At 72.8% G+C, this 26532-nt stretch carries 23 protein-coding genes, 2 tRNA genes and 1 pseudogene; 11 read left to right on the top strand and 15 right to left on the bottom strand.

The genetic code is table 11. The features are described 5' to 3' along the window. Window positions 1-74 precede the first annotated feature (74 nt). Complete coding sequence (gene metG, locus D450_RS0121535; RefSeq protein ID WP_017540717.1) at window positions 75-1892, bottom strand: methionine--tRNA ligase; 1818 nt, start codon at window positions 1890-1892, stop codon at window positions 75-77. 138 nt (window positions 1893-2030) lie between these two features. Between metG and D450_RS0121540 the strand changes: the two genes are divergently transcribed. Next, window positions 2031-2456, top strand: a complete 426-nt coding sequence (locus D450_RS0121540) for a hypothetical protein (protein WP_241483237.1) — start codon at window positions 2031-2033, stop codon at window positions 2454-2456. Window positions 2457-2553: 97 nt separating this feature from the next. After that, window positions 2554-5202, top strand: coding sequence for a protein translocase subunit SecD (gene secD, locus D450_RS0121545; protein ID WP_026128692.1), 2649 nt, complete (start codon window positions 2554-2556; stop codon window positions 5200-5202). Between the two features lie 347 nt (window positions 5203-5549). Here secD and rsmI read toward each other — a convergent pair whose 3' ends face one another. Beyond that, window positions 5550-6377, bottom strand: coding sequence for a 16S rRNA (cytidine(1402)-2'-O)-methyltransferase (rsmI, locus tag D450_RS0121550; protein ID WP_017540720.1), 828 nt, complete (start codon window positions 6375-6377; stop codon window positions 5550-5552). Window positions 6378-6540: 163 nt separating this feature from the next. Here rsmI and D450_RS0121555 point away from each other — a divergent pair, with 163 nt between their 5' ends. Beyond that, window positions 6541-8172 carry a dolichyl-phosphate-mannose--protein mannosyltransferase gene (locus tag D450_RS0121555; protein ID WP_017540721.1) on the top strand — a complete coding sequence of 544 codons (1632 nt, stop codon included), beginning with the start codon at window positions 6541-6543 and terminating at the stop codon, window positions 8170-8172. Window positions 8173-8502: 330 nt separating this feature from the next. Then, window positions 8503-8706, top strand: coding sequence for a cold-shock protein (locus D450_RS0121560; RefSeq protein ID WP_017540722.1), 204 nt, complete (start codon window positions 8503-8505; stop codon window positions 8704-8706). Here the strand turns inward: D450_RS0121560 and D450_RS0121565 are convergent. Continuing rightward, complete coding sequence (locus D450_RS0121565; protein ID WP_017540723.1) at window positions 8703-9593, bottom strand: ion transporter; 891 nt, start codon at window positions 9591-9593, stop codon at window positions 8703-8705. The genes D450_RS0121560 and D450_RS0121565 overlap by 4 nt on opposite strands. Before the next feature lie 242 nt (window positions 9594-9835). On the opposite strand from D450_RS0121565, the gene D450_RS0121570 reads away from it, so the two are divergent. After that, window positions 9836-10144 (top strand): sec-independent translocase, encoded by a 309-nt coding sequence (locus D450_RS0121570; RefSeq protein WP_026128693.1) that lies wholly within the window; start codon window positions 9836-9838, stop codon window positions 10142-10144. A 90-nt stretch (window positions 10145-10234) separates the two neighbouring features. On the opposite strand, the gene D450_RS0121575 is transcribed toward D450_RS0121570, so the two are convergent. The 9 genes and pseudogenes from D450_RS0121575 to galU form a co-directional block, all read right to left on the bottom strand. After that, the gene (locus D450_RS0121575; protein ID WP_017540725.1) at window positions 10235-10801 is read right to left on the bottom strand and encodes a hypothetical protein; all 567 of its coding nucleotides are present in this window, start codon (window positions 10799-10801) and stop codon (window positions 10235-10237) included. Between the two features lie 237 nt (window positions 10802-11038). Beyond that, window positions 11039-11260 (bottom strand): hypothetical protein, encoded by a 222-nt coding sequence (locus D450_RS0121580; protein ID WP_017540726.1) that lies wholly within the window; start codon window positions 11258-11260, stop codon window positions 11039-11041. Window positions 11261-11834: 574 nt separating this feature from the next. Then, window positions 11835-11908 (bottom strand) — tRNA-Ala (locus D450_RS0121585). A gap of 77 nt (window positions 11909-11985) precedes the next feature. Next, a complete protein-coding gene (gene sepX, locus D450_RS0121590) occupies window positions 11986-12771 on the bottom strand; it encodes a divisome protein SepX/GlpR (RefSeq protein ID WP_026128694.1) in 786 nt (261 codons plus the stop codon). 622 nt (window positions 12772-13393) lie between these two features. Beyond that, complete coding sequence (locus tag D450_RS0121595) at window positions 13394-14029, bottom strand: GNAT family N-acetyltransferase (protein WP_026124461.1); 636 nt, start codon at window positions 14027-14029, stop codon at window positions 13394-13396. Between the two features lie 141 nt (window positions 14030-14170). After that, a complete protein-coding gene (locus tag D450_RS0121600) occupies window positions 14171-14695 on the bottom strand; it encodes a MogA/MoaB family molybdenum cofactor biosynthesis protein (protein WP_017540729.1) in 525 nt (174 codons plus the stop codon). Next, on the bottom strand, window positions 14692-15246 hold the full coding sequence (gene moaC / locus D450_RS0121605; RefSeq protein ID WP_017540730.1) for a cyclic pyranopterin monophosphate synthase MoaC: 555 nt from the start codon (window positions 15244-15246) through the stop codon (window positions 14692-14694). Before moaC ends, D450_RS0121600 begins: the two co-directional genes overlap by 4 nt. A 130-nt stretch (window positions 15247-15376) precedes the next feature. Beyond that, a pseudogene (glp, locus tag D450_RS30880) lies at window positions 15377-16584 on the bottom strand (molybdotransferase-like divisome protein Glp). A gap of 22 nt (window positions 16585-16606) precedes the next feature. After that, window positions 16607-17539, bottom strand: coding sequence for a UTP--glucose-1-phosphate uridylyltransferase GalU (galU, locus tag D450_RS0121615; RefSeq protein ID WP_026124460.1), 933 nt, complete (start codon window positions 17537-17539; stop codon window positions 16607-16609). Window positions 17540-17699: 160 nt separating this feature from the next. Between galU and D450_RS0121620 the strand changes: the two genes are divergently transcribed. The 4 genes from D450_RS0121620 to D450_RS0121640 all read left to right on the top strand — a co-directional run bounded on the left by D450_RS0121620 (window position 17700) and on the right by D450_RS0121640 (window position 20217). After that, on the top strand, window positions 17700-18284 hold the full coding sequence (locus tag D450_RS0121620) for a 5-formyltetrahydrofolate cyclo-ligase (RefSeq protein WP_026128695.1): 585 nt from the start codon (window positions 17700-17702) through the stop codon (window positions 18282-18284). A gap of 163 nt (window positions 18285-18447) precedes the next feature. Further along, a complete protein-coding gene (locus tag D450_RS32715) occupies window positions 18448-18846 on the top strand; it encodes an FmdB family zinc ribbon protein (protein ID WP_083932736.1) in 399 nt (132 codons plus the stop codon). 184 nt (window positions 18847-19030) lie between these two features. After that, entirely contained in the window at window positions 19031-19681 is a 651-nt protein-coding gene (locus D450_RS0121635) for an SAF domain-containing protein (RefSeq protein WP_017540736.1), read from the top strand. 107 nt (window positions 19682-19788) lie between these two features. Next, the gene (locus D450_RS0121640; RefSeq protein ID WP_017540737.1) at window positions 19789-20217 is read left to right on the top strand and encodes an MscL family protein; all 429 of its coding nucleotides are present in this window, start codon (window positions 19789-19791) and stop codon (window positions 20215-20217) included. A 60-nt stretch (window positions 20218-20277) separates the two neighbouring features. Here the strand turns inward: D450_RS0121640 and D450_RS0121645 are convergent, their stop codons facing one another. Further along, window positions 20278-21354: a M15 family metallopeptidase gene (locus D450_RS0121645; RefSeq protein WP_017540738.1), complete on the bottom strand. Its 1077-nt coding sequence runs from the start codon at window positions 21352-21354 to the stop codon at window positions 20278-20280. Window positions 21355-21795: 441 nt separating this feature from the next. Between D450_RS0121645 and D450_RS0121650 the strand changes: the two genes are divergently transcribed. After that, a tRNA-Arg gene (locus D450_RS0121650) sits at window positions 21796-21871 on the top strand. A 65-nt stretch (window positions 21872-21936) separates the two neighbouring features. On the opposite strand, the gene D450_RS0121655 is transcribed toward D450_RS0121650, so the two are convergent. Then, complete coding sequence (locus D450_RS0121655; protein WP_017540739.1) at window positions 21937-22500, bottom strand: dihydrofolate reductase family protein; 564 nt, start codon at window positions 22498-22500, stop codon at window positions 21937-21939. A gap of 208 nt (window positions 22501-22708) precedes the next feature. Between D450_RS0121655 and D450_RS0121660 the strand changes: the two genes are divergently transcribed. Beyond that, window positions 22709-23521, top strand: coding sequence for a hypothetical protein (locus D450_RS0121660; protein ID WP_017540740.1), 813 nt, complete (start codon window positions 22709-22711; stop codon window positions 23519-23521). Between the two features lie 60 nt (window positions 23522-23581). On the opposite strand, the gene D450_RS0121665 is transcribed toward D450_RS0121660, so the two are convergent. Beyond that, window positions 23582-26110 (bottom strand): alpha-L-arabinofuranosidase C-terminal domain-containing protein, encoded by a 2529-nt coding sequence (locus D450_RS0121665; protein ID WP_026128696.1) that lies wholly within the window; start codon window positions 26108-26110, stop codon window positions 23582-23584. Between the last annotated feature and the right edge of the window lie 422 nt (window positions 26111-26532).

Raw genomic sequence — 26532 nt, forward strand, 5'->3', positions numbered from 1 at the left:
CCCCGGCGGGCGCCCGCACGCGCGCGGCGGACCGTGGGGTACAACGGTCCGCCGCGTCCGGTATTCCCCGGGCCTCAGCCCGCCTCGGCCTCCAGGCGCGCCAGCTCCTCGTCGACGACGCTCTGGTCGAGCTTGGCGAAGAGCGGCTCGGGCTTGGACAGCGGGGTCCCGGGCCGGATCGGGCGGGACTCCCACACCGCCTCGTCGTCGCCGTAGTCACCGGTGATGACCGGGTACTCCGACGTGCCCTCCTCGCCGCCGATGGAGTCGCGGGCGGTGTCGATCCGCGGCATGCCCGACCACTGGCCGGTGCCCCCGAGCATCGCATGCACCTTGTTGGACGACTCCGGAAGGAACGGCGTGAGCAGCGTCTTGGCGTCGTCGACCAGCTGCAGCGCCACGTGCAGCACGGTCTTCATCCGCTCCGGGTCGGTCTTCTTCAGCGCCCAGGGCGCCTGGTCGGAGATGTACTTGTTGGCCTCGGCGACGGTGCGCATCGCCTCCTGGAGGCCCGCCTTGAACCGGGAGGACTCCAGGTGCTCGGCGACCGCCGCGAACGCCGCGCGCGAGCCCTCCAGCACGGCCCGGTCCTCGTCGGTGAGCTCCCCCGCCTCGGGGATCTCCCCGAAGTTCTTGGCCGCCATGTTCAGCGAGCGGTTGACCAGGTTGCCCCAGGCCGCCACCAGCTCGTCGTTGTTGCGGCGCACGAACTCCGCCCAGGTGAAGTCGGTGTCCTGGGTCTCGGGCCCGGCGGCGATGATGTAGTAGCGCAGCGGGTCGGCCGAGTAGCGCTCGAGGAAGTCGCGGACGTAGATGACCACGCGCCGCGAGGACGAGAACTTCCGCCCCTCCATGGTGAGGAACTCGCTGGAGACCACCTCGGTGGGCAGGTTCATCCGGCCCAGCGCGCCCGCGTCGCCGCCGCGGTCGCCCTCCCCGTTGTAGCCGAGCAGCATCGCCGGCCAGATCTCGGAGTGGAAGACGATGTTGTCCTTGCCCATGAAGTAGTAGGACTCGGCGTCCCCGCCCTGCCAGTAGCGGCGCCAGGCCTCCGGGTCGCCGGTGCGCCGGGCCCACTCCACGGCCGCCGACAGGTACCCGATGACGGCGTCGAACCACACGTACAGGCGCTTGTTGGCCTGGTCGCTCCAGCCCTCCAGCGGGATGGGCACGCCCCAGTCCAGGTCCCGGCTGATGGCCCGCGGCTGCAGGTCGTCCAGCAGGTTCAGGGAGAACTTCAGGACGTTGGGCCGCCACTGGCCCGACTTGGAGCGCATCCACGTGCCCAGGACCTCGGCGAAGGCGGGCAGGTCCAGCATGAAGTGCTCGGTGTCGACGAAGTCGGGGGCCTCCCCGTTGATCCGCGAGCGCGGACCGATCAGGTCGACCGGGTCGAGCTGGTTGCCGCAGTTGTCGCACTGGTCGCCGCGGGCGCCGTCGTAGCCGCAGATGGGGCAGGTGCCCTCGATGTAGCGGTCGGGAAGGGTGCGCCCGGTCGAGGGCGACACCGCGCCCTTGGTGGTGCGGGCGAAGATGTAGCCGTTGTCGTACAGGCCCCGGAACAGCTCCTGCACCACCGCGTAGTGGTTGCCGGTGGTGGTGCGGGTGAACAGGTCGTAGGACAGGCCCAGGGCGACCAGGTCCTCCACGATGATCCTGTTGTAGCGGTCGGCCAGCTCGCGGGCGCTCACGCCCTCCTGGTCGGCCAGCACCTGGATCGGGGTGCCGTGCTCGTCGGTGCCGCTGACCATGAGCACGTCGTGGCCGCGCATTCGCTGGAAGCGCGAGAAGACGTCCGAGGGGACCCCGAACCCGGATACGTGCCCAATGTGGCGCGGCCCGTTGGTGTAGGGCCAGGCCACCGCGGTCAGGATGTGGCGTTTCGACGACATGCCTCAAGACTAAAGCCCGCGGCCCCCCGGCTTCGCACCGTTCTTCCCGCGGCGGCCGGGGCGGGACGCTCCGGGAGCGACACCCGCCCGGGCCGTCGGTAGGGTGGTCGCCATCGCAGTCCGAAGGTGGTGGTCCCGGTGCTCGCACGTGCGCTGGCGGCCCTGCTGTGCGCGGCGCTGCTGCTGGCCGGGGCGCCCGCGGCGGCCCAGGCCGCCGCCTCCCCCCTCGGCCCCGGCACGGCGACGGTCCTGCTGCCCCGTGACGGGGTGGAGGTCGCCGCCCCCGGCGGACCGCGCGATCGTGCGCACGACCGCGACGCCCGGACGTGGGCCCGGGACGGCCATCCGTCGACGGCCGCCCTCCCGGCCGGCAAGGGGGACCACCGCACCCTTCGCGATCTGCCCGAGGCCTACGCGGTCCCCACCCCGCACCTCCCCTCCCCGCTGGGCTTCCGGGGGACGGTGGTGCCGACCCGCGACCAGAACGCGCGCGGGGCCGCGGAGGTGTCGGCGCTCCCCCTGGGCCGTGCCCCGCCTCCCTCCGCGGCCCCATCGACCGCTTGACGACCGTTCGACCGCGGTCGGCGGGGTCCTCGTGCGCCCGGGCCCGGACGGCCCGGAACGGACCGGGAAACGAAGACGCACCTGAAGAGGGAGTGCATTGTCCACACAAGCGGGAGCGGGCTCGCGCTGGTTGCGCGGGATCATCTCCCTGATCATCGTGCTCGGCGCCTTCGGCGCCGCGTGGTTCATTCCGCCGAAGCTGGGGCTCGACCTCAGCGGCGGCACCCAGATCGTGCTGCAGACCCAGGAGGGCGAGGACGGCACCGAGGCCAGCGCCGAGAACACCGACAAGGTGATCGAGGTGCTCCGCCAGCGCATCGACCGCCTGGGCGTCAGCGAGGCGACGATGTCGCGCTCGGGCGACGACCGGATCATCGTCGAGCTCCCGGGGGTCCAGGACCCGACCGAGGCCGCCGAGATCATCGGCCAGACCGCCCAGCTGACCGTGCGCCCGGTGCTCGGCGTCGAGGCCTCCCAGGGCGGCATGGGCATGGGCATGCCCGGCGCCGGCGGCGGGGGCGCCGTCCCCGGTGGCGGCGGCGACAGCGCCCGCGCGCCCCAGGACGCCCCCGAGGAGGAGGGTTCCGGCGAGGGCTCTGAGGACGGTTCCGAGGAGGGCTCCGAGGAGGAGGACCTCTCCCAGTTCGACCAGGGCCAGCAGGGGCAGGGCGGCCAGCCGCAGGACATGTCCGCCCCCGACCCCGACAAGGTCGAGGAGACCCTGCCCGACGACCAGGGCCAGATGCTCCAGCTCGGCGACGCCGCCCTCCAGGGCGAGCAGATCTCCAGCGCCGAGGCGGTGCTCGACCAGACCACGCAGAGCCAGTGGCAGGTCAACGTCTCCTTCCAGGGCTCGGGCAAGGACGCCTGGAAGGAGATCACCGGCGAGGCGGCCTGCAACCCGCAGGGCTCCCCGCAGCGGCGGATCGCGATCGTCCTGGACGACCGGATCATCTCCGCGCCCGAGGTCACCACCGACACCGCCTGCGACGTCGGCCAGACCACCGGCCAGACCACGATCACCAGCTCCACCTTCGACTCGGAGTCGGCCGAGGAGCTGGCCGTTCTGATCGAGGGCGGCTCGCTGCCGCTGCCGGTCACCGAGATCCAGCGCCAGACCGTGGGCCCGACCCTGGGCGCCGACGCCATCAAGGCCAGCTTCATCGCCGGCGCGGTGGGCATCGCGCTGACCGCGCTCTACATCACCGTGTCCTACCGCCTGGTCGGCTTCCTCGCCTCGCTGGCGCTGGCCTGCTACACGCTCATCGCCTACGCGGCGCTGGTGGCGCTGGGGGCCACCCTCACCCTGCCGGGCCTGGCCGGGTTCGTGCTCGCGATCGGCATGGCGATCGACGCCAACGTGCTGATATTCGAACGCGCCCGCGAGGAGTACCAGCAGCAGAAGAAGGTCTACGAGGCCAACAAGTCCGCCGGCATGGCCGACGCGACCGACGCCGAGACCCGGCAGGCCGAGGCCGGGGTGCTGTCCCGGCGACGGCGCCGGGCGATCCCGCCCAACCTGCAGAAGGCGTTCGTCCAGGGCACGCAGAAGGCCTGGAGCGCGGTGCTGGACACCAACATCACCACGCTCATCGCCGCCGCCCTGCTGTTCTTCCTGGCCTCGGGCACCGTCCAGGGCTTCGGCGTCACGCTGGGCCTGGGCACCGTCGCCTCGATGGTCTCCGCGCTGGTCATCGCCCGCGTGCTGGTCGAGTGGGCGGTGCGCCGCAAGGTCGTCCGCAACCACCCGGCCTTCAGCGGCCTGGGCAAGATCAGCCGGGTCCGCCAGTGGCTGCTCGACCACGGCCCGGACCTGATGAAGCGCGGCCGGCTGTGGCTGACCATCGCCGGGCTCATCGTGGCCGTGGCCGTGGCCGGCATGGTGGTGCGCCCGCCCAACTTCGGCGTGGAGTTCACCGGCGGCCGGGTCATGGACTTCACCACCACCGAGCAGATCAGCCCCACCGAGGCGCGGCAGATCGTCGCCGAGGAGGGCGGCCAGCCCAACGCGGTGGTGCAGGAGTCCGGCGACGGCGACATCGCGGTGCGCACCGGACCGATCGACGACGCCGAGGCCCAGCAGGTCCAGGACGCGCTGGCCGACGCCTCCGGAGGCGCGGAGAAGGTCAGCGACGAGAAGATCGGGCCCAGCCTCGGCGACGAGCTGCGCAACAAGGCGCTACTGGCGCTGGTGGCCGCGCTGGTGCTGCAGATGATCTACCTGGCCTGGCGGTTCCGGTGGTCGTTCGGTGTGGCGGCGATGCTGTCCCTGGCCTTCACGCTGATGGTGGTCATCGGGACGTTCATCTGGCTGGGCAAGCCGATCGACGGGGTCTTCCTCGCGGCCATGCTGAGCGTCATCGGGTTCTCGGTCAACGACACGGTCGTGGTCTTCGACCGGATCCGCGATGAATGGGCCCGCGACAGCGAGTCCCGGTTCCGCCGGATCGCCAACACCGCGATCCTGAACACCATCCCGCGGACGGTGAACACCACCATCGGCGGTGTGTTCATCCTGGCGACGCTGGCCCTGTTCGGCGGCTCCACGCTGCAGGACTTCTCCATCGCGATGCTCGTCGGCCTGGTGACCGGCGTCTTCTCGACGGTGTTCGTGGCCTCTCCGCTGGCGGAGTGGCTGCAGCGCTTCGACAAGACCCCGCCGCCGCACGTGGTCAAGGAGAAGAAGGCCAAGCAGCGCAAGGACCAGCGCGCCGCCCGCGACAACAGCGACGGCGCCGTGGTGTGACAGGCCGGCGGCGGCCCCGCGCCGCCGCCGCGCACGGCGAAGGGGGGCGCCCCGGAGGGCGCCCCCCTTCCTCGTCGTCGGGGACCGCGTGCCCTGGCCACGGGACACCGACGACCGTCGGCCGCCCGGCCGTCACGGCCGCCCCGGTCACCCCGGGCGCTGAACGGTGCATCCGCGGAGACCCGCACGAACGCGGACCCCGAAGCCGGAACCAGGCCTTTCGAACACCACTGCCGCCCGTCGAACCGACCGGTGCGCGAGCGGCACCGGTCGAAGGCGCCCGGGTCGGGAGAAGCGCACGGCCTGACGGAGAGCGACCGGCTGCCCCGGGCGCGCCCGTGCGGCCCTCAGATCCCGTGCACGGCCGCGTACACCTCGCGCTTGGGCACCCCCAGCTCGCGTGCGGCCTCCTGGACGGCCTGCTTGCGCGGCACCCCGCGGGCCTCCAGCTCGGCGACGGCCGCCACCAGGTCGTCCGCGCCCAGCGCCTCGCGCCGCTGCGGGGCGCCCCCGACCACCACGGTGATCTCGCCCTTGACCCCGCCCTGTGCCCATTCGGCCAGGTCGGCCAGCGTCCCCCGGCGGACCTCCTCGTAGGTCTTGGTCAGCTCCCGGCACACCGCCGCCCGCCGGTCGCCGCCGAACGCGCGCGCCATCGCCGCCAGGGTCCCGGCCAGCCGGTGCGGGCTCTCGAAGAACACCAGGGTGCGCCGCTCGGAGGCCAGCTCCCCGAAGGCGCGGTCCTGCCCCTTGCGCGGCGGGAACCCCTCGAAGCAGAACCGGTCGGTGGGCAGGCCGGAGAGCACCAGCGCGGTCGTCACCGCTGAGGGCCCCGGGATCGCGGTCACCCGCACCCCGGCCTCGGCGCAGGCGGCCACCAGCCGGTAGCCAGGGTCCGACACGCCGGGCATGCCGGCGTCGGTCACCAGCAGCACGTCCCGACCCGCACGCAGCTCGGCCAGCAGCTCCTCGGAGCGCCGCGCCTCGTTGGCGTCGTAGTAGGAGACGATGCGCGCCCCGGCCTCGCCTCCGGGCCGGATGCCCATCCGCTCGGTGAACCGCCGCAGCCGCCGGGTGTCCTCGGCGGCGATCAGCGGCGCCTCCTCGATGGCCGCCAGCAGCCGCGGCTGGGCGTCCTCCCCGTTGCCGATGGGGATGCCGGCCAGCGTCAGCACGCCGGCCCCTTCCGCCGGTGCGGCGCCTGGCGCCGCTGCAGGCCCGTCGGTCACTTATCGCCCCCGGTGTTTGACGCTACGGTTGGCACTGCCCGGTTGGCACTGCCCCAGGGCCGCCGGTCCGGCACGGCCACCCGTCCCCGACCCGACTATAAGAGCCGCGATGACCACCACTGCACCGCCCGACGCGGCGGACCCCGCTCCCTCCACCGCGCGCGTGCAGGCGCGACCGCAGCCCCCGATGCCCCGGCCCTCGTGGCCCGGCTGGGCCGCCGCGGTCGCGCTCGCCCTGTTCGCGGGGGTGCTGCGGTTCGTCCGCCTCGGCCAGCCGGCCGAGATCTACTTCGACGAGACCTACTACGCCAAGGACGCCTTCGCCCTGTGGCGGTTCGGCTACGAGCACGAGACGCTCGACAACGCGGACGAGCTGCTGGCCCAGGGGGTGCACTCCATCTGGTCCGGGGGGCCGGACTTCGTGGTCCACCCGCCGGTCGGCAAGTGGATGATCGCGCTGGGCGACCAGGCGTGGGGGCTGCTGCCCTTCGGCACCTCGATGAGCCCGGAGGGATGGCGGGCGGCCTCGGCGCTCGTGGGGGCGCTGACCGTGCTGCTGATGGTGCGCGTCGCCCTGCGCATGACCCGGTCGTGGATGCTGGCGGCGGCCGCGGGGCTGCTGCTGGCCCTGGACGGGCTGCACTTCACCATGAGCCGGCTGGCGATGGTGGACGTGTTCGTCACCTTCTGGGTGCTGGCCGCCTTCGCCTGCCTGCTGATCGACCGGGACCGGATGCGGGACCGGCTGGCCGCCGCGCCCGGCGCGACCTGGCTGGGCCTGCGGTGGTGGCGGCTGGCGGCCGGCGTCTGCCTGGGCCTGGCGGTGGGCACCAAGTGGAACGCGCTGTTCTTCATGGCCGCCTTCGGGCTGCTCACCGTGGCCTGGGACTACGGTGCGCGGCGCAGCGCGGGGCAGCGCCGCGGCGGGGGCCTGCGCGACCTGCGCCTGACCTGGCTGCTGTTCGACGCGATCCCCGCCTTCGTGCAGACGGTGGTCGTCGGAGCGGTGGTCTACACCGCCTCCTGGGCGGGCTGGTTCGCCTCCTCCGACGGCTACGGCCGCCACTGGGGGGCCGAGAACGCCGGTCCCGGGGTCTCCGCCCTCCCCGGGTGGCTGGAGGGCCCCGTCAACGCGGTGCGGAGCCTGATCCACTACCACGCGCAGATGATGGAGTTCCACAACGGGCTCTCCGAACCGCACGACTACGCGTCGCGGCCCTGGGAGTGGGTCGTCATGCGCATTCCGGTGGCGTTCTTCTACGACGGGGAGTCCGGGGGCTGCGGAAGCGAGAAGTGCTCCTCGGCCATTCTGAGCATCGGCACCCCGGCGCTGTGGTGGATCGGCCTGATCGCGCTGGCCGTCATGGTCGGATGGTGGGCGACCTACCGCGACTGGAGGGCGGGGGCGGTACTGCTGTGCACGGCCGCCGGCTGGCTCCCCTGGTTCGCCTACCCCGACCGCACCATGTTCGTCTTCTATGCCCTGCCGTTCCTGCCGTTCATCGTTCTGGCCATCGTTCTGATGCTCGGACTGGCGATGGGCGACGGTGAGAAGGGCGCCGCCTACCTGCCCGCCCGCCGGGCCCTGGGCGGCGTTCTGTTCGGCGTGGTGCTGCTGCTGGTGATCGCCAACTTCGCTTTCCTGTATCCCGTCCTCAGCGCGGAGAGCATCCCCTATGAGCAGTGGGCCGAGCGGATGTGGTTCGACACCTGGATCTTCGGCAGCGGCGGGGGCGGCTGACCGCCGGGAGCGGCGCGCGGCGGCCGCCCCCGGTGCCCGGGCGGGCACCGGGGGCGGCCGCATGACAGGACAGGAAACAACGTCCGACGAACGGTGAAAATTCCAATTCTGTCCTCGGGATTTTCACACGGAAAGCTCTCGGCACGGACGGGGGCGACTGGTAGTCTCAGGCCCGGTTGCGGATGCGGTTTCCACGGTTAGCTTCGGCGCCTCGCGGAACTTCGCGCGGGCGCCGGTCGTTTGGGCAGGAGACTCCCGGGGGCGGGCGCCCAGCAACCCGGGACCAGCAGGGTGCGGTCCCGTTTGTAGTCCCCAAAGGGAGAGCAAATAATGGCTCAGGGCACCGTGAAGTGGTTCAACTCTGAGAAGGGTTTCGGGTTCATCGCCGTCGAGGGCGGCGGCCCGGACGTGTTCGTGCACTACTCGGCGATCGCGGGTACCGGCTTCCGGAACCTGGAAGAGAACCAGTCGGTCGAGTTCGAGATCACCCAGGGGCCGAAGGGGCCGCAGGCCTCCAACGTGCGGTCGCTCTAAGAGCTCCCGAACGCTCCTGAACTCGGCCCTTCGCCCGGTCTCCGGGCGGAGGGCTTCTGCTGTGCCTCCCCCGCCACCTGCGCCCGCAGCAGGGCGACCTGCTCGGTGAGCGCGTCCAGGCGGGCCACCACGTCCTGGTGCTGCTCCAGCTCCAGCTCCTGGTCCTCGCGCCACCGCTCGGCGTTGACCTCCTGCTCCAGCGCGGTCACGACCACGCCGATGACCAGGTTGAGGATGACGAACGCGGTGACCACCATGTAGCCGACGAAGAACACCCAGGCCGCGGGGTGCTCGGCCATCACCGCGTCGGCGACGTCCGGCCAGTCCTCCGTGGTCATCACCATGAACAGGGTGAACAGTGACGTGCCCAGGTCGCCGAAGTACTCCGGGGCGGTGCGGGAGAACAGCTTCTCGGCCAGCACCGCCGAGGTGTAGACGGTGATCAGCAGCAGCCCGATCACCGTGCCCATGCCCGGCACCGCGCGGAACAGCGCACTGACGATGTGGCGCATCTGCGGCACCACGCTGACCAGCCGCAGGATGCGCAGGATCCGCAGCAGGCGCAGCACCGAGAAGCCTCCCGTGGCGGGGACCAGCGCGATGCCGACCACGAGCATGTCGAACCAGTTCCACGGGTCGCGGAAGAACCGCGCGCCCCGCGCGTACCCCTTCAGCAGCAGCTCGGCCGCGAACAGGCCGACGAACGCGGTCTCGGCGGCCCGGAACCAGGGCTCCCAGGCGCGGAACAGCCCGTCGTAGGTCTCCAGCCCCAGGGAGACGGCGTTGAGGACGATGAGGACGATGACCGTGTTCTGGAACCACGCGGCGTCCACGATCCCGGCCGCGCGGTCGCGCAGTGTCGGCTCGCCCAGTGTCGGCTCGCTCACCCTTGTCTCCCCCGCCCCGAGGCGCCTTCGGCTTCACCGGACGGGGCACCACCCTAGCCGTCCGGCGGGAGCCGAGCGGTGCGAGGACGACGATTCCGCCCTTACCGGACCGACCGCAACACTCGGGGCGGGGTCGGAGGCAGGGGGGTGGGCCGTAACACCTCTCTCTCAGAGGGGCTAACCTGCATGGGGTACCGGCAGGGGAGCCGGGGGGNCCGACGGAAGGAAGGGCATGTTNCAACATCGGAGCGGGGGAGTTCCTCGTCCTCGGCCTGCTCGCGATCCTGGTCTTCGGCCCCGAACAGCTCCCCAAGGCGGCCCAGCAGGTCGGACGGGTCCTCAGGCAGCTGCGCCGGATGGCCGACAGCGCCAAGAGCGACATCCAGGAGGGCCTGGGCCCGGAGTTCAAGGACTTCGACGTGCAGGACCTCAACCCCAAGCGCTTCGTGCAGAAGCACTTCTGGGAGGCCGAGGACGACGAGGAGGAGAACCGCCGCCCCGTCTCCCAGCTGAACGGGCGGCGCCCCCCGTTCGACGACGAGGCGACCTGAGGGCGAATTCTCCGGTTCCCCCGATTCCTCTGATCCACCGGACCTCCGCTCAGGCCTCCGCGCGGGGGCCGTCACAGGCTCGGCCGGCGGTCAGCCGAAAAGCAGCACGATGAACAGGAACAGGCCGCCCAGCACGACCGAGGCCACCAGGATCACCGGGGAGCCGAACAGTGCGATGAGTAGTTCGGCCAGCAGGGTCCCGCCCAGCGCCGCCGCCGGCCACACCCACCGCGGGCCGGGCTCCCAGCCGTTGCGCCGCTCCCGGGCCAGGGAGACCGCCGCCGCGGTGCCCACGCCCGCCCAGAACAGCAGGTGCCAGAAGGCCCGGGTGGCCGGGTCGATGTAGTCCGCCGCACTGCCGGCCGCCATCACGAACAGCACCGTCACCGCGACCAGCCGCGCGTGGCCGCCGCCGCGCAGCTCCGGGATGCGCTTGCGGCGGGCCGGTGTGCTGCGGCGGAACGGGGTGCCGGCCACCGGCTCCTCGGCGGTTCCGTCCCCGGCCGGCTCCGGCACGGCCCGCCACCGGGGCGCGTCGGCGCCCGGGAGGTGGTAGCCGCCGGGGAGGGCCTCGGTCTCGGGGTACTCGGTCCCGCCCGGGTACTGCGGGCGTTCCGGGCGGTCCGCACCGCCCGCGGGGTGGGGGCGATCGGTCACGGTGCCTTCCTCTGACGGCTCACGCGGTCTGCGGCGGCCCGACTCCGATCGGCGGTCGGCCGCGGGCGTCCTCGTCTGCTCCCTACCCCCGGGGCGCGGGGGGCAACCGGGCCCGGAAACGGCCGAGCCCGGCCCGGTTGGTCCGGGCCGGGCTCCGACACGGGGATCGGGGCGCCGTTCACGGCCTCCGCCGGTCGGTCGTGCGCGCGCGCCGCCGCGTCCCCTGCGCCGTCCGGGTCACTCCTCGTCCGACAGGAGCCTTTCGACGATGTCGATGGAGGCGTCACCGATGGTGTCGGTGCTCCACCAGCTCCACCCCGACCACCAGCTCCAGCCGGCCGCCGCGTACCGGGTGACGCCGACCTCCGAGGAGGCGGCCTCGTCCGCGGACGCGGGGAGTGAGGCGCCCGTGACGGCGGCTCCGGCTATGGCCGCGATCACGCAGATCTTCTTGAGCACAACACACCTTTCACTCGTCTCGTCATCCATCCCCGTAAATAAGATGACCTATCGGTCACAGCACGCACAAGACCCAGATGCAAATATTAATGTCGACCTAGGCCCTATTTCAGACCATGTGGCGAATAGTCCGGAACGACAATGGCTCCCGGTCGGCCGCGTGGGCGCCTCTGGACCCTCGATCACCTCTGTGACCGGCATGAACAGCGTTTCGCACGGATCCGGACCCGCCGGAGGGTGGGAAACTCCGCCACCCCTGAAGACCGTCCGCGCGTGGTGCCGGCCCGTCGGTGCCGGGACTTTCGTCGACCGGCGCCGGTGACCGGCGGACGGTGAATTCCCCCGCTTCCCGGGGTAAATTCAGCGCATGTCCCGAACTTATCGCACCCGCGGCGTTCGGGAGGGGTGCTCACCGGGAAAGATCCCTCTTATCGGCCCGGAGGGCCTGCGGAGGCGCCCGGTGCGGGACCATCGTCCCCTGCGCGCACCGGAACCGCTCCGCCGACACGCGGGCGGCCCCGGATGCGACGAAAGCCTGGTCCCCGGGATTCGGAAACCAGGCTTTCACCTGCTGTGGAGCTGAGGGGATTTGAACCCCTGACCCCCTCGATGCGAACGAGGTGCGCTACCGGACTGCGCTACAGCCCCTCAAGACGTTCTCAACCTTAGCAGCTCCGCAGGAGTGCTCCGAACGCCTTCGGGGGCGCGCGGGGCGCCGCGCGCCCTCAGTCGCCGACGGCGCGCTGGTGGGCGTCGGCGTACTGGTCGTAGACCTCCTGCTCCCGAGGGGCGGGCATGTCGATGACCTCGGCCGTGCGGGCCCTGCGGGCCTCCTCCGCGCGGCGGAGCGCGGCGGCCCGGCGCCTGCGGCGATCCCGCTCGGCAGCGCGGCGCTCGGCGTCGGCCTTGGCGGCCTCGCGCAGCAGCACCAGGTGCCCGGCGAGCAGCAGCACCGGAGGGGCCAGCACCCACCACGGGCCCAGCCCCATCGCGACGGCGGTCCCGGTCCCCGCCAGGAGGGTGCACAGCGCGAGCGTGCGGCGGCGGCGCCGGGCGATCACCCGTGCCCGGGAGGGCCCGGCCGCGGGGTAGGCCCCCCGGCGGGCCGGTGCGCCGCGGGGACCGGCCCTGCGCTCCCGCCGGCCGACGCGGTCCGCGCCCTCGCCGCCGGAGTCGCCGTCGGGGTCCCCGGCACCGGCGCCGTCGGCGTCGTCGGCCCCCCCGCCGCCGTCACGGCCGCCGCGACCGGGGGCGGGACCGTCCGCGTCGCCGTCGTCACCGTCGCGCGGCCCCGGGAGGTACTCGTCGTAGGACAGGACCCGGGTGCGGTCGGGGTCCTCGTCGTCGTCGGCGTCCTCGCGGCCGCCGTCCTCCTCGCCGGGGTCGGCGCCCAGGTCGGTGTCGGGTTCGGCGCCAGGCTCGGGGCCGGCGCCGTCGCGCCGCAGCAGCATGGGGACCAGGACGATCAGCCAGACGAGGACAATGGCCAAGTACAAGGCAGAGCTGTTCATGGCCCCTCCTTGCACCGCCGGTCACCGGACACTCCCAGACGCCCCGGCGACGCCGCTCCCCGCATACGGCCGGGCTCCGGCACCGCGGCCCGTCCGCAGCCGGCTGCGCGGCTCAGCGTTCCATGCGCCGTCCCCCATGCGCCGTATGCACGTGTTACCGACATCGTTGATGCGTCTACGTTCCGCACGGTACGACCGAGTGTCCGTAAATGCGCAATATTCGGACCGGAGTGTCGTGAGATTGCAGTCTTCCTCTTCCTCGGCCACCTCCTCCGCGAGGAGAAACGAAAGCGGGCGCGGCGGCCGCCGCGCCCCCGGCGCCCCGCGCCCGGCCCGTCGAGGGACCGCGGCGCCGGTTCCGGTGATTATCCCGCGCCCGGCCCGCCGCCGACAGGGCTTCGGCGAGGCGGCCGGGAGGTCGTCCACCGCCCCCGGCTACGCGGGGCGTCGCCATGGTCGCACAGCGCGGACGCTTCCGGTTCCCGGCACCGCTGCGGGCGAGCCGTTCGGCACATGCCAGGGGTTTCCGGCCACGTTTCGCGCCCGGTGCCCGGCCGGGAGCCGCCCGTCGGCACCCTTTCGGGCGCCGGACCGGCGCCGCCTCCCGGGGCCGCCGCCCCTGTCAGGAGGAGCGGCCCTCGGAGGTCATTCCGCCGTCCCGGCTGCGCCAGCGCGTGAGCAGCCCGTTCGGGACGTCCTCGACGGTCAGCGCGTAGCAGATGTGGTCCCGCCAGGCCCCGTCGATGTGCAGCTGGCGGCGGCGCACGCCCTCCTCGCGGAAGCCCAGCTTCTCGGCGACCCGGCGGCTCGCCCGGTTCTCCGGGCGGATGTTGGCCTCGATGCGGTGCAGTCCGACGGTGAAGAAGGAGTGGTCGACGGCCAGGGCGACCGCCGTGGGGGTGACCCCGCGGCCGGCGACCTCCCGGTCGATCCAGTAGCCCACCTGCGCCGACCGCGCCGACCCCCACACGATGGCGCTCACCGTCAGCTGCCCGGCGAACCGCCCCTCGTAGGTGACGGCCCAGGGCATGGACAGCCCCTGACGGGCCTCACGCCGGATCGCCTGGAGCATGGCCACGTAAGGGGTGAGCGAGGAGGTCTGCAGCGGCATCTCGGGGTGGGTGGGCTCCCACGGGCGCAGCCAGTCGGCGTTGCGCACCCGCGTCTCCCTGAGGGCGCGCGCGTCCCGCACGCGCAGCGGCCGAAGCCCTACGGGCCCCTCAGCGAGCGTGACGGGCCAGCCGCGAATCCGACTCAACGTCGCTCGTCCTTTCCGGCGCCTCGCGGGCCTGTCCGGTTCCGGGCGCCGCGCCGGCCGCCCCCGGGCCTGGGGTCCCCGGTCGGTCCCGGGCGACACGTCCCAGTATTCCACCCCGGCCCCGGAGCGGCGCGCCGCCGCTCACGCCCCCGTGGCGGACCGCGGGTGGTCGCCGCCGCGCATCTGCTCGATGGCGTGGGCCAGCACCGGGGCGAGCACCTCCATGCCGTCACGGACCCCGCCGCTGGAGCCGGGCAGGTTCACGACCAGCATCCGGTGGCCGTCCCCGGGGCGCTCGGCGATGCCCGCCAGCCCGCGCGACAGGATCGCCGAGGGCACCCCCTTCTCCCGGCCCGCGGCGCGCATCGCCTCGGGGATGCCGGGGATCTCGCGGGCCAGCAGCGGCCGGGTGGCCTCGGGGGTCGCGTCGCCGGGGGTCAGACCGGTCCCCCCGGTGGTGAGGGCGGCGTCGTACCCGGCGTCCAGGGCCCGCCGCAGGGCCTGGGCCACGGGTTCGCCGTCGGGGACCACCCAGGGGCCGTCGGCCTCCAGCCCGGCCGAGCGCAGCGCCTCGGCCAGCACCGGCCCGGAGCGGTCGGGGTAGACGCCCGCGGCGGCGCGGTTGGAGGCGGTCACCACCACGGCGCGGTAGGCCTCCCCGCTCACCGGCGCCCCTCGCCCTCGGCCTCCCCGGGGGCGGACGCCGGGCCGTCGGCGGGGCCGTCCGCGGGGCGGGTCCAGTGGCCGGTCTTGCCGCCGGTCTTCTCCTCCACCCGCACGTCGGTGACCACGGCCGCCGGGTCGATCGCCTTGACCATGTCGACCAGGCCCAGGGCGGCGGCCGTCACGCAGGTGAGGGCCTCCATCTCCACGCCGGTGCGGTCGGCGGTGCGCACGGTGGCGGTGATGAGCACGTCGTCCTCGCGGACCCGCAGGTCCACGTCGGCCCCGTGGATCGCGATCGGGTGGCACAGCGGCACCAGGTCGGGGGTGCGCTTGGCCGCCTGGATCCCGGCGATGCGGGCCACCGCCAGCGCATCGCCCTTGGGGACGGTGCCGCCGCGCAGGGCCTCGATCACCTCGGCCGAGACTCGGACCCGGCCGGTGGCGGTGGCGGACCGGGCGGAGACGTCCTTGGCGGTCACGTCCACCATGCGGGCGGCGCCCGCCGAGTCGAGGTGGGTGAACCCGGAGGGGTGGGGAGTCGATGCGGACATGGGTCCGAAGGTATCCCACCGGTGCCCGCCGTGCAGGTCCCGCGGTCGGCGGAGCGGCAGGCCCCGGCAGGCGGCGCGCCCCGGCCCCGCACCGCCCTGGGGCAGGACCCGGAAACCGGCGCGGCGGCCCTCAGGGCCGCGGCAGCCGCAGGACCTCGACCCGCGCCCCCTCGGGCAGGCCCTCCTCGTCCTCCGGGACGACGGCCAGGCCGTCGGCGTCGGCCAGGGCCGACAGCTGGTGGGAGGCCTGGCGCGAGGCGGGGACCGCGAGCAGGCCCTCCTCCCCCTCCTCCAGGCGCACCCGCAGATAGGAGCGGCGGCCGGGGGGCGAGGAGACCGGCGCGGTCAGGCGCGCGGCGACCGAGGGCAGCGGGTCGGGGTCCCGTCCCTGCATGCGGTGCAGCGCCGGGAGCAGCAGCACGTGGAAGGAGACGAACGCGCTCACCGGGTTGCCCGGCAGGGTCACGATCGGCACGGCGTCCTCGCCCACGGTTCCGAACCCCTGCGGCTTGCCCGGCTGCATCGCCACCTGCTCGAAGCGGACCGTGCCCAGGGCGGACAGCGACTCCTTGACCGGGTCGTAGGCGCCCATGCTCACCCCGCCCGTGGTGACCACGATGTCGGCCTGGAGCAGGACGTCGTCGATGGCGTCCAGGACGGCGGACGGCTCGTCGCCCACGAAGGCGTGCCGGTGGCCCTCGCAGCCGGCCTCGATCGCCGCCGCGGTGAGCATGTAGCCGTTGGACTCCCAGATCTGGCCTGGCGCCAGCGGCTTGCCCGGCTCGACCAGCTCCTCGCCGGTGGAGAGCACCGCCACCCTCGGCCGCGGCCGCACCGGGACCGTGCGCCGCCCGACCGAGGCGAGCACCCCCAGCTCGGCGGCGCCCAGGCGGGCGCCGGCGCGCAGCACCGTGTCCCCCTCGCGCACGTCCCCACCGGCCCGGCGGACCGCGTCGCCGGCCGTGGCGGGGCGGCGCACGGCCACCTCGGCGCGGCCCCCGTCGGTCCACTCCACCGGCACCACGGCGTCGGCGCCGGCGGGCATCGGGGCGCCGGTCATGATGCGGGCGCAGTACCCGCTGCGCACCGCGTACGCCCCGGGGTCCCCGGCGGCGATGTCGCCGACCACGGGCAGCCGCACCGGCTCCCCCCCCCCCGCGGGNCGGCGACCACGGCGTAGCCGTCCATGCCGGAGTTGTCGAACGGCGGCAGCGAGACCGGGGCCGTCACGTCCTCGGCGAGCACCGCGCCCTGGGCGCGCAGCAGGTCCAGCTCGATCGGCGGGACCGGTCGCACCAGCCCGAGGATGTCGGATATGTGCCGCTCGACGCTCTTCATCGGTCCCCTTTCGCCACCGGTGTCACCCCGGCTGCGCGCCGGGGTCCTGCGCGGCCGCGAACTCCCGCAGCCACGGAACGAACTCCGCGGCGAGGTCGGGCCGCGCACACGCGAATTCCACCACAGTGCGAAGGTAGTCGACCTTGTTTCCGGTGTCGTAGCGCTGGCCCCGGAAGAGCACGCCGTGCACCGGGCCGCCCTCGTCCGGCTTGCGCCGGGCCAGCTCCCGCAGGGCGTCGGTGAGCTGGATCTCGCCGCCGCGCCCGGGCGGGGTGTCGCGCAGGACGCCGAAGACCTCCGGGGCGCACACGTAGCGGCCGATGATCGCCCAGCGGCTGGGGGCCGACTCCTGCGGCGGCTTCTCCACCAGGTCGGTCACGTGCACCACGTCGGGGTCCTCGGTGGGCTCGATCGCCGCGCAGCCGTAGAGGGAGACCTGTTCGGGCTCGACCTCCATGAGGGCCACGACGCTGCCCCCGCGCTCGGCCTGCACGTCGATCATCCGCTTGAGCAGGCCCTCGCTGGCGCCGATGAGGTCGTCGCCGAGCAGGACGGCGAAGGGCTCCCCGGCCACGTGCGCGTCGGCGCACAGCACCGCGTGGCCCAGCCCGCGCGGCTCGCCCTGGCGGACGTAGTGCACCTGGGCCAGCTCGCTGGACTCGCGCACCGAGCGCAGCCGCTCGGCGTCGTCCTTGGCCCGCAGCGCCTCCTCCAGCTCGTAGGCGCGGTCGAAGTGGTCCTCGATGGAGCGCTTGCTGCGGCCGGTGACCATCAGGACGTCGTTCAGGCCGGCGTCGACCGCCTCCTCGACGACGTACTGGATCGCGGGCTTGTCGACGATCGGCAGCATTTCCTTGGGGGTGGCCTTGGTCGCCGGAAGGAACCTCGTGCCGAGTCCCGCGGCCGGGACCACGGCCTTGGTCACCCGGGGCAGGGAGTGTCGCGTATCCGTCATGAGCGCACTCTAGGACACCGAAAGGCCGCTCCCGGGCCGCAGCGCGCGGGCTGACCTGGGGATCCGGGCGAAACGCCCGGTCGTGCGGGTGTCGGCCGTACGGCGTTCACCGCCCCTTTCCCCCCTTCTCACACCGGCGCTTCCTGCCAGACTTGCGGGCATGGACGCTGATGCGAAGGCGGAGAAGGAGCGGCTGCGCAGGCGGTTGCTCGACGCGCGCGCGGGCCTGTCCCCGGAGCGGCGGGACCGCGCGGGGTCGGAGCTGCGCGACGCGGCGGCCGAGGTGCCCGAGCTCGCCACCGCGGGGACGGTGGCGGTGTACTACTCGGTGGAGGACGAACCGGACACCCGCAAGCTGGTGACGATGCTGTGGAAGCGCGGCGCCTATGTGCTGCTGCCGGTCTTCCTCCCCGACCGCTCGCTCGACTGGGCCGCCTATGACGGGCCCGAGAGCGTGGCCCCCGCGCGCTTCGGGCTGCTGGAGCCGACAGGGCCCCGGTACGGCACGGACGCGATCGCCCGGGCCTCGGTGGTGCTGGCGCCGGCGCTGGCGGTCGACCGGGCGGGGCTGCGGCTGGGGCGCGGGGCGGGATGCTACGACCGCGCGCTCTCCCTGGTCGGGCCGAACACCCTCACGCTCGGGGTGATTTACGACACAGAGTTCGTGGACGCGGTTCCGGCCGAGCCCCACGACCGGCCCGTGGACGGGATCCTCACCCCGCAGGACGGCCTCCGCCGACTGTGACCTGGCGGGACGCAGGCGGGGAGCGGAACACCCGGAGGCGGGGCCGCGTTGCATCCACCGGCGACACGGAGCCGGGCGTGTCGGCCCCCGAGGTCGCGGGCGTGCTGATCAACCGCGTACTATTTAGCAGTCGACGGGCGAGAGTGCCAGCAAGGAGGATCACGTGCCTACATACCAGTACGTCTGCACCGAGTGCGACGAACCGCTGGAGGTCGTGCAGAAGTTCAGCGACGATTCGCTGACCACCTGCCCCTCGTGCGAGGGGCGCCTCCGCAAGGTGTACTCGGCGGTGGGCATCGTCTTCAAGGGCTCGGGCTTCTACCGCACCGACAGCGCCAAGACCTCCGACAGCTCGGCGATCACGGGATCCTCGTCCTCGAACGGCGAGGCGTCGTCCTCCTCGAACGAATCCTCCTCCGAGAGCGCGGCGCCGAGCACGTCGTCCGCCCCGTCCTCGCCCTCGTCGAACGGCTCGTCGCCGAACGGCTCCTCGGGCTCCTCCGCGGGCTCCGGCACCTCCTCGTCGTCGAGCAGCGCGCCCGCCAAGGCCGCCTCGACCTGATCCGCCGCGCGGCCCGGCGGCCACGTCCCGACCGGTACGCCGCGCCGCCCACGGCTCCGAAGGCCGGGACCCGCTCGCGGGTCCCGGCCTTCGCCGTCTCCCCCGCCCCGCCCCCTCAGGCCCGGCCGTCCACAGCCCTGTGGGCGCTCCCCCGCCGCCCCGGCGGGCGGCCTAGGGTGCCCGCATGACGCTCCGGCGACGGACCGCCCTCGCCCTGGCCCGCCACCGCGGCGCCCTCGGGACGCTGTGCGCCGCCCTCGCACTGGCGGGGGCCGTCCTGCTGCTCCGCCCGGTCCCCGACGACGCGACCGCGGTGGTCGTCGCCGCACGCGACCTGTCGCCGCTCGACCCGGTCTCCGCCTCCGACGTGGAGGTCGGCGCGCTGCCCTCCTCGGCCGTGCCCGCAGGGGCGCTGCGGCCAGGCGAGGAACCGGTGGGCGGCGCACTGACCGGTCCGGTCCGGCGCGGGGAGGTGCTCACCGACGCGCGGCTGTCCGGCCCGCCCGCCGCCGGGTACGGGCCCGGCACGGTGGCGGTGCCGGTGCGTGTCGCCGACGCGCAGGCGGCGGCGCTGGTCGCCCCCGGCAGCCGGGTCGACCTGGTCGCCGCTGAGCCGGCCGCCACGGCACCGGACCAGGGCTGGGCGGCTTCTGGCGGTGGGCCCCCGCCCGAGGCCGCCGTACTGGCCGAGGACCGGCCGGTGGTCGCCGTCCCCGAGGGCGGCCCGGACGCCGCGGGCGGGGCGCTCATCGTGGTCGCCGCCGCCGAGGACGAGGCCGCGGGGCTGGCGGCGGCGTCCGCGCGCGGCGGGGTGGCCCTGACGATCCGCAGTTGACCGATGACCTGGCGTAGTGAATCCTGTTCCGCGCGGTTCCGGCGCCCCGAGCCCCCGGGCGCCGCAGACGAGGGCCGCAGATGTGAACGGGATGGGACGACCGACCGATGGATGGTTTCAAGAAGTTCCTGCTCCAGGGCAACCTGGTGCAGCTGGCGGTCGCCGTGGTGATCGGCGCCGTCTTCTCCGAACTGATCACGGCCTTCACCGAAGGCTTCATCACCCCGCTGCTGGGGATCTTCGGAGGCATCCCCGCCTTCGGCGAGCTCTACTTCGAGATCAACGGCAGCCGGTTCCTGTACGGCAGGTTCATCGACGCGCTGATCAGCTTCCTGCTGACCGCGGCGATCCTGTACTTCTTCGTCGTGATGCCGGTCGCCAAGCTCATGGAGCGGATGAGCAAGGCCGAAGAGGCGACCACGCGCGACTGCCCGCACTGCTTCAGCGAGATCAGCCGCAAGGCCGAGCGCTGCCCGCAGTGCACCTCGCAGGTCACCCCCGACACGCTCGGGCCGGAGCAGCCCGCCGCCACCTGAGCGGAGGGGCGGGGTCCACACGGCCCCGCCCTCCGGGCCCTCCCGGGCCCACCATCGCGCCTATCCCGCGAACTCGGCCTCGTACTCCCAGTGCCAGGGCTCGAACGGGTTGGAGTAGGCCCACTGCGGGTGGAACCAGCCCCACTGCCGGGAGTTCTCCTCCAGCCAGTTGAACTGGGGCGATCCCTGGTTCTGCACCCCGCCGCAGATGTCGATCGCCAGGCCCCAGCCGTGGTTGGAGGTGCCGGGGACGGCCGCGTTGCCGGGCGGCTGCTCGGCGTAGACGCGCTGCTGGTTCGGGTAGTCGCGGTAGGAGCTGGTGAGGCACATCTGGCTGCCGAACTGCTCGGTGTAGGCCTTGTTCATCTCCATGAAGTCCACGGCCGCGTCGGCCCGCAGGAACTCGCCGCCCTGCGGCAGCTCGCACAGCGCCCCCTGCGGGAGCAGGCCGTTGGGGTAGCCGGAGGCCTCCTCGCCCTTGCTGGGGTCGCACTCCACGCCGGCCATGTAGGCGTCGACGTCCAGGCCGCGGTCCTCCAGCTCCTTGGTGAGCGCCTCAGAGCTCTCCTCGGACTGCTTCTTGAGGTCCTCCAGGTCGCCCTTGAGCTCGACGCGGGCGAGCTGGGTCTCGGCCTGCAGGCCCTGGGCCTCGTTGGTGAGCTCCACCTGCCGGTCGCGCAGCTCGTTGGCCTCCTCGATGAGGGAGTCCTTGTCCTCGGAGAGCTTGCTGACGTAGGAGTCGACGCGCAGGTCCTGCTGGATGCTCCCGGAGGCCATCATCCCCATGGCACCGGCGTCGGGCTGCTGGTAGAGGGTGCTGGCCATCTGGGACAGCGGCTCGCGCATGTCGCTGAGCTCGAGCTCGGTCTGCTGCAGCTCGTGCAGCGTGGAGACGAGCTCCTCCTGGGCGGCGTCGAGGTCCTTCTCCCGGTCGGTGTAGTCCTCGGTGGCCTTCTCCAACTCCTCCTTGGCCTCCTCCGCCTTCTCGGCCAGGGCGTCCAGGTCCTCGTCGGCGTGGGCGGGGGCGGTGACGGGCGCGACGGCCGCCTCTCCGGCGGGCAGGAGCACACCGCCCAGCAGCAGCACGGTCACCATGCCCTGGGCCAGCCGCGACCGCAGGGGGCGCGGCAGCGACACCGCCGACAGGCCCGCCGCCGGGGAAGAGCCGGGCGCCGATCCGCTTCTCCGGGCGCGGGACGTCCGCCGCGTCGATGCGAGAGAGAACGGCACGTGAGTCCTCCGGCTACCTTTTTCGGTCACGGTCGTGCACGGGCCGTGGATGTGGCCGCATGGCAGGGTACTGCAAAGTCCACATCCGGCCAGCGATCGGCGATCCCGCCCCTGGGCCGGACCGCGCCGTCACCCCTGGCCGCCGCCACAACGGCGGACCACGACCGGGAAGGACCACACGCGGGATGTGGCGCATGTCACACAGAAGGCGTGACAACCCTATAGAGAGAAGAGTACTCAACCCAGAAGCCGGGAACCCCTGACCACCGCCCACAGGGCCGCATCGGCCCCTCCTCCCGCATCCACCACCCGAACACGCCGCACCCTCCGCTACCCTGGGGCACGCAAGGCCTCATAGCTCAGGGGACAGAGCACGGCTCTCCTAAAGCCGGTGTCGCAGGTTCGAATCCTGCTGGGGCCGCCAGGCAAACGGGCGAAAATTCGGCCTTGCCAAGGAGCGATCCCGGATCGATGGTGCTCGTCGGGAACTCAGCGCTTGGTCTCGTACCTGTTCAGCACCACGCCGTCGGGGAACGTCCGGGTCTCCACCAGGCTCAGGCTCACCCGGTCGTCCAAGGCGGTGAAGAACGGCGTGCCGCCGCCCACCAGGACCGGGTGGGTGACGACCGCGTACTCGTCGATCAGCCCGGCCCGCATGGCCGCCGCGGCGAGTGTGGCACCGCCGATGTCCATGGGACCGCCGTCCTCGGCCTTGAGCCTGGTGATCTCGGTGACCGCGTCGCCGGTGACCAGACGGGCGTTCCCGTCGACCGCTCCGGCCGTCGAGGAGAAGACCGCCTTCGGCATCTCCCGCCAGCGCCCGGCGAACTCGATCTCCGCCGGTGTGGCGCCCGGCTGCTCGTCGGCGGTCGGCCAGTAAGAGCTCATCGTCTCCCACAGTCGGCGCCCGTACAGCGCCAGGCCCGTCGCGGCCACCCGGTCGGACCACCACTGGAACAGCTCGCCGCTCGGCACGCTCCAGTCGAGGTCCCCGCCGGGCGCGGCGATGTAGCCGTCCAGGCTCAGGTTCATGCCGTAGGTCAGTTTCCGCATGGCGTCGGCCTCCCGTGAGTCGGTACTCGGCGTACAGACCGGCACGGCGCGCAGAAATCATCGGTCGGGCCGCGCCGAGGGCGCGGACGCCCCTGCCGGAGGTATCGGCGCCTTAAGCCGTGCCGACCTGGGGTTCGTGTGAGCGGCATCGCTTCGGGCAAGGATCAGCGTGTCCTCTCTCCCCAGCCGAAGGAAGGTCGGGATCCGCATGCCCACCGTGTGCTTCGTCCATGATCTCGGGGACAGACGGGTGTGGCAGCGCCTGATCGATGTGCTGCCTCCCCGCGTCCGCGCGATCGTGGTGGAGCAGCCGCCCACCGGCCGGCTGGCTCCGGCCCGTGTGGCCGAGCACATCGAGGCCTCCGCCCGGCCCCTCCTCCCCGAAACCGGGGTGGACCTGGTGGTCGGCGCCGGCATCGCCGCCCGGGCCGCCGCGGAGCTGGCCGCCGACGGCACCGCCGCGCACGCCCTGCTCGTCGACCCCGACACCGCCGTCCTGGTCGGCCATCCCGACTTCCACATGCCCGAGCTGGGCGAGGAGACCGCCGACTTCCTGCTCGCGATGGCCCCCTTCGATGAACGGTTCCGCGAGACCGGGATGCTGTCCGAGGAGGGGATCGCCGTCATGGTCGACCATTCCGTGGGCCGCAACACTTCCTTGGACGAGCAGGACCGGGACCTGCTGCGCGGCATCGCTTCCAAGAGGCTCACCGAAGCGATGCCCCTGGACATCTCCGACGCCCTCAGCGGCGAGGCCGAGGGCCCCGACTGGTTCGCCCGCCTGCGCGCGGCCCCAGAGCGGTTCACGGTCTACTCCGGGGACCTCCCCGCCCTGGGCGAGTCGCTGCGCACCGTGCTGGCGCACGATGCCCCGCAGACGCGCGTCGTGCAGGGCTCCACCAGGACCGCGTACCCCTGGCTCGAGGCCCCGGAGGCCCTGGGCGCCCTGATCGTGGAGCGGCTGGGGCCCTTGGTCGACGGGCCGGGAAGCGAAGGCCCGGGAGGCGAGAAGTCGGCGTGAGGGCCCTCCGGGCACCGGCCCCTGTGCCGGCGCCCGGAGGGTGATCGGGGAACTCGGGGATCAGCCCTGCGGCTTGATCCGCATGAAGGTGACCGAGTGCGCCGGGAACGTGTGGGTGAACGAGGAGTCCACCCCGTCGATGGTCGAGGTCTCGGGCTCGACGGGGCGGTCGTCCGCGGTGTTCTCGGCGTCCGGGTCGGCCGCGAGGACCGTCGCCTCGGCGGTCGGCGCGACCCGGGCGCCTCCCAGGCCGATCGACGTGCGGGCCGCCTCGCCCTGGGCGTTGACGACCTTCACGATGTACTCGCCGGTCCGCTCGTCGCGGGTCACCACCTGGCGGAACGGCTCCGGTGCGGGCGCGGTGAAGCGGTTCCACTCCTCCCCGTCGAGGTAGAGGGCGACGTCGCGTCCGCGCACCTCGATGCGGACGTCGTACTCGCGCCCGGCCTCGATCGTGGTCCCGTCCGAGACCACCGTGCTCTTCGCCCCCTCGGAGGTGTGCTCCACGGCCGACCGGGTGTTGCCCCAGCCGCCCAGGTTCCACCAGTAGTGGTCGTCGCTCCCCTGGACCCCGAACCCGATGAGGAAGCCTTCGTCCCCCTCGCGCTTGGTCGCGGTCACCTCCAGGTCGTAGTCGGTCCAACCGGGGTCGCCTGCGGTGACCATCGTGTTCTCGCCCGAGGTCGCGGTCTGGACGTAGGCGCCGTCCTCCACCGCCCAGTTCCCGGCGTCGGTGACGTGGGTCCACCGGTCGGCGCCGGAGGAGAAGTCGTCGCTGAACAGGGGCGTGCCGCCGGCGGAGGTCACCCGCACGTCGTCGTACTCGGCGCTGGTGTTCCAGGTGGACAGCCCCACCGCCCCGGTGATCGGCCCGCCGACCCCGGGGGTGCCGGAGGCGGTACTGGGCACCACGGCGTCGCCGGTGTTGCGCGCGAACAGCCGCTGGACCTCGTAGTTGGCCGACCCCCAGCTGCGGGCGTTGTCGAACCAGATCATGTCGGGGGTCCACTGGGCGTCCCACTCGGCCGCCAGCAGCGGCGCATAGGAGGCCATCCTCACCACGCCGGCGTTGCGCTCCAGCCCCGTCATGTAGGCGGCCTCGGCCAGGGCGTTGGAGAAGCGGTTGCCCTGGGAGGCGAACTCGCCCAGGTAGACGTCGGGGCCCTGGCGGTCGTAGGAGTCGTAGCGCTCGTTGTTGGCCAGGAACCAGGCGGGCGAGTTGTAGTAGTGCTCGTCGACCAGCTCCACGCCGTGCTCGCGGTTCAGCTCCCAGGCGCGCTCGAAGACGGCGCCCCCGGAGGCCGGGCCGGAGTTGCCGACCACCGTGATGTCCGGGTACTCGGCCTCGATCGCGTCGCGGAACCGCACGAAGCGCTCGAAGAACTCCTCGGGCAGGTTCTCCTCGTTGCCGACCTGCACGTGGGTCAGCCCGAAGGGCTCGGGGTGCCCCATCTCCGCGCGCAGGCCGCCCCACTCGGAGTCGGCCGGCCCGTTGGCGAACTCGATCAGGTCGAGGGTGTCCTGGACGTGCCGCTCCAGCAGCTCCGGGTCGTCCGTGGCCTCGTCCTCACCGCAGCCGGTGACCAGGGCCGGGACGACGGGCAGCGGCATGGCGCCCAGGTCCTCGGCGAACTGGAAGTACTCGTAGTACCCCAGGCCGTAGGACTGGTTGTAGCCCCAGAAGTTGTGGTTGGTCGCGCGCTCCTCGACCGGGCCGACGGTGTCCTTCCACTGGTAGGAGCGCTCGCGCGGCCAGTCGGGCCCTTCGTAGGCCTCGTGGCTGCCGGTGTTGACCAGGCAGCCCCCGGGAAAGCGCACGAAGCCGGGGTCGAGGGCGGCGACCTTCTCAGCGATGTCCGCGCGCAAGCCGTTCTCACGTCCCTTGAAAGTGTCGCGCGGGAACAGCGAGACCATGTCCAGGCTCAGCGAGCCGCCGCCGCTGCCGGTGACCGCGAGCCTGCCCGTGGTGCTGGAGGCGGTGGCGGTGAGCGTGCCGGTGTACTTCTTCCAGCCGCCCCTCTCGGTCTCGATCCTCAGCGGCTCGGCCAGGGGTTCGCCCTGCTCGTCCCGGAGGCGGACGGTGAGGGGCGTCGACCGGTTCCCGGGCGCCTCGGCCCAGACCGAGAAGTCGTACCCCTTCCCCTCCTCGACGGTGATTCCGGTGGAATACCCGCTGTTGGCCACACCGTATTCACCGCCGTCGGCGGGAAGGGCCAACCGCAGGTAGTTGCGGTTCCGCTCGTTGAGCCGGCCGTCGTCGTCGACCACTTCCGCGTTTCCGTCGGCGTTGCCGGTCGCGACCTCTTCCCAGGCGGTCATCGGGGTGTAGTCCTCATTGTCGGCGGTGCTGTACTCGAAGGACCGGTTCTGCACGAGTTCGGCGTACAGCCCGCCGTCGGCGGCGTGGTTGATGTCCTCCAGGAAGATGCCGTACATGCGGTCGCTGATCTGCGGCCCGGAGGCGGCGGTGTCGACGTCGATGGTGTAGTCGGCCGCGGCCGATGCGGGCGCCGCCGTCGTCATGCACAGGACCCCGGCGAGCAGGGCGCTCGCGGCGGCCGGTCTCCTTCGGTTCGCGTTCGCTGGCACGTCTCCTCCGATTGGGGGGTGTTCCGCCGGTGGGGGTTCCGGGGAGGGGATCGGACGGGACCGGGCGATGCGTACGGTGGCCAGAGGGTTTCCGTACGCATCCGAGTGCGCGCACAACGGAGCACGGAATTCGAGCGAACGGCGGGAGCGTCACCGCGTTCCGATCCGCGGCGCCGCCCGCCACCATTCCTTCGCGGGGACGGAAAGGCCCACCACCCCAGTGCTCCAGTTTTCCACTATTTGGATGTTAGCGCTAACATTCTGCGTCGTCGTTGAACGGGCCGGCCGATCGGGGACATTTCCTCGAGATTGCCGACCGAGCGCGGGGGGTGTCAAGAGGTGGTGCGCGAGTGAGCCACGGGGGCGCCGCACCGGGTGCGCGCCCCCTCCTTGCCGTTGATCTCGGGAAAGTCGGGGTAATA

This window comes from Nocardiopsis halophila DSM 44494 (assembly GCF_000341245.1).
Lineage (GTDB): Bacteria > Actinomycetota > Actinomycetes > Streptosporangiales > Streptosporangiaceae > Nocardiopsis_A > Nocardiopsis_A halophila.

What these genes read in the sequence shown, in the direction of transcription:
- metG (WP_017540717.1), bottom strand. Translation starts at nt 1,892, where the DNA reads ATGTCGTCGAAACGCCACATCCTGACCGCGGTGGCCTGGCCCTACACC.
- D450_RS0121555 (WP_017540721.1), top strand. Translation starts at nt 6,541, where the DNA reads ATGACCACCACTGCACCGCCCGACGCGGCGGACCCCGCTCCCTCCACC.
- D450_RS0121560 (WP_017540722.1), top strand. Translation starts at nt 8,503, where the DNA reads ATGGCTCAGGGCACCGTGAAGTGGTTCAACTCTGAGAAGGGTTTCGGG.
- sepX (WP_026128694.1), bottom strand. Translation starts at nt 12,771, where the DNA reads ATGAACAGCTCTGCCTTGTACTTGGCCATTGTCCTCGTCTGGCTGATC.
- moaC (WP_017540730.1), bottom strand. Translation starts at nt 15,246, where the DNA reads ATGTCCGCATCGACTCCCCACCCCTCCGGGTTCACCCACCTCGACTCG.
- galU (WP_026124460.1), bottom strand. Translation starts at nt 17,539, where the DNA reads ATGACGGATACGCGACACTCCCTGCCCCGGGTGACCAAGGCCGTGGTC.
- D450_RS0121620 (WP_026128695.1), top strand. Translation starts at nt 17,700, where the DNA reads ATGGACGCTGATGCGAAGGCGGAGAAGGAGCGGCTGCGCAGGCGGTTG.
- D450_RS0121635 (WP_017540736.1), top strand. Translation starts at nt 19,031, where the DNA reads ATGACGCTCCGGCGACGGACCGCCCTCGCCCTGGCCCGCCACCGCGGC.
- D450_RS0121640 (WP_017540737.1), top strand. Translation starts at nt 19,789, where the DNA reads ATGGATGGTTTCAAGAAGTTCCTGCTCCAGGGCAACCTGGTGCAGCTG.
- D450_RS0121655 (WP_017540739.1), bottom strand. Translation starts at nt 22,500, where the DNA reads ATGCGGAAACTGACCTACGGCATGAACCTGAGCCTGGACGGCTACATC.
- D450_RS0121660 (WP_017540740.1), top strand. Translation starts at nt 22,709, where the DNA reads ATGCCCACCGTGTGCTTCGTCCATGATCTCGGGGACAGACGGGTGTGG.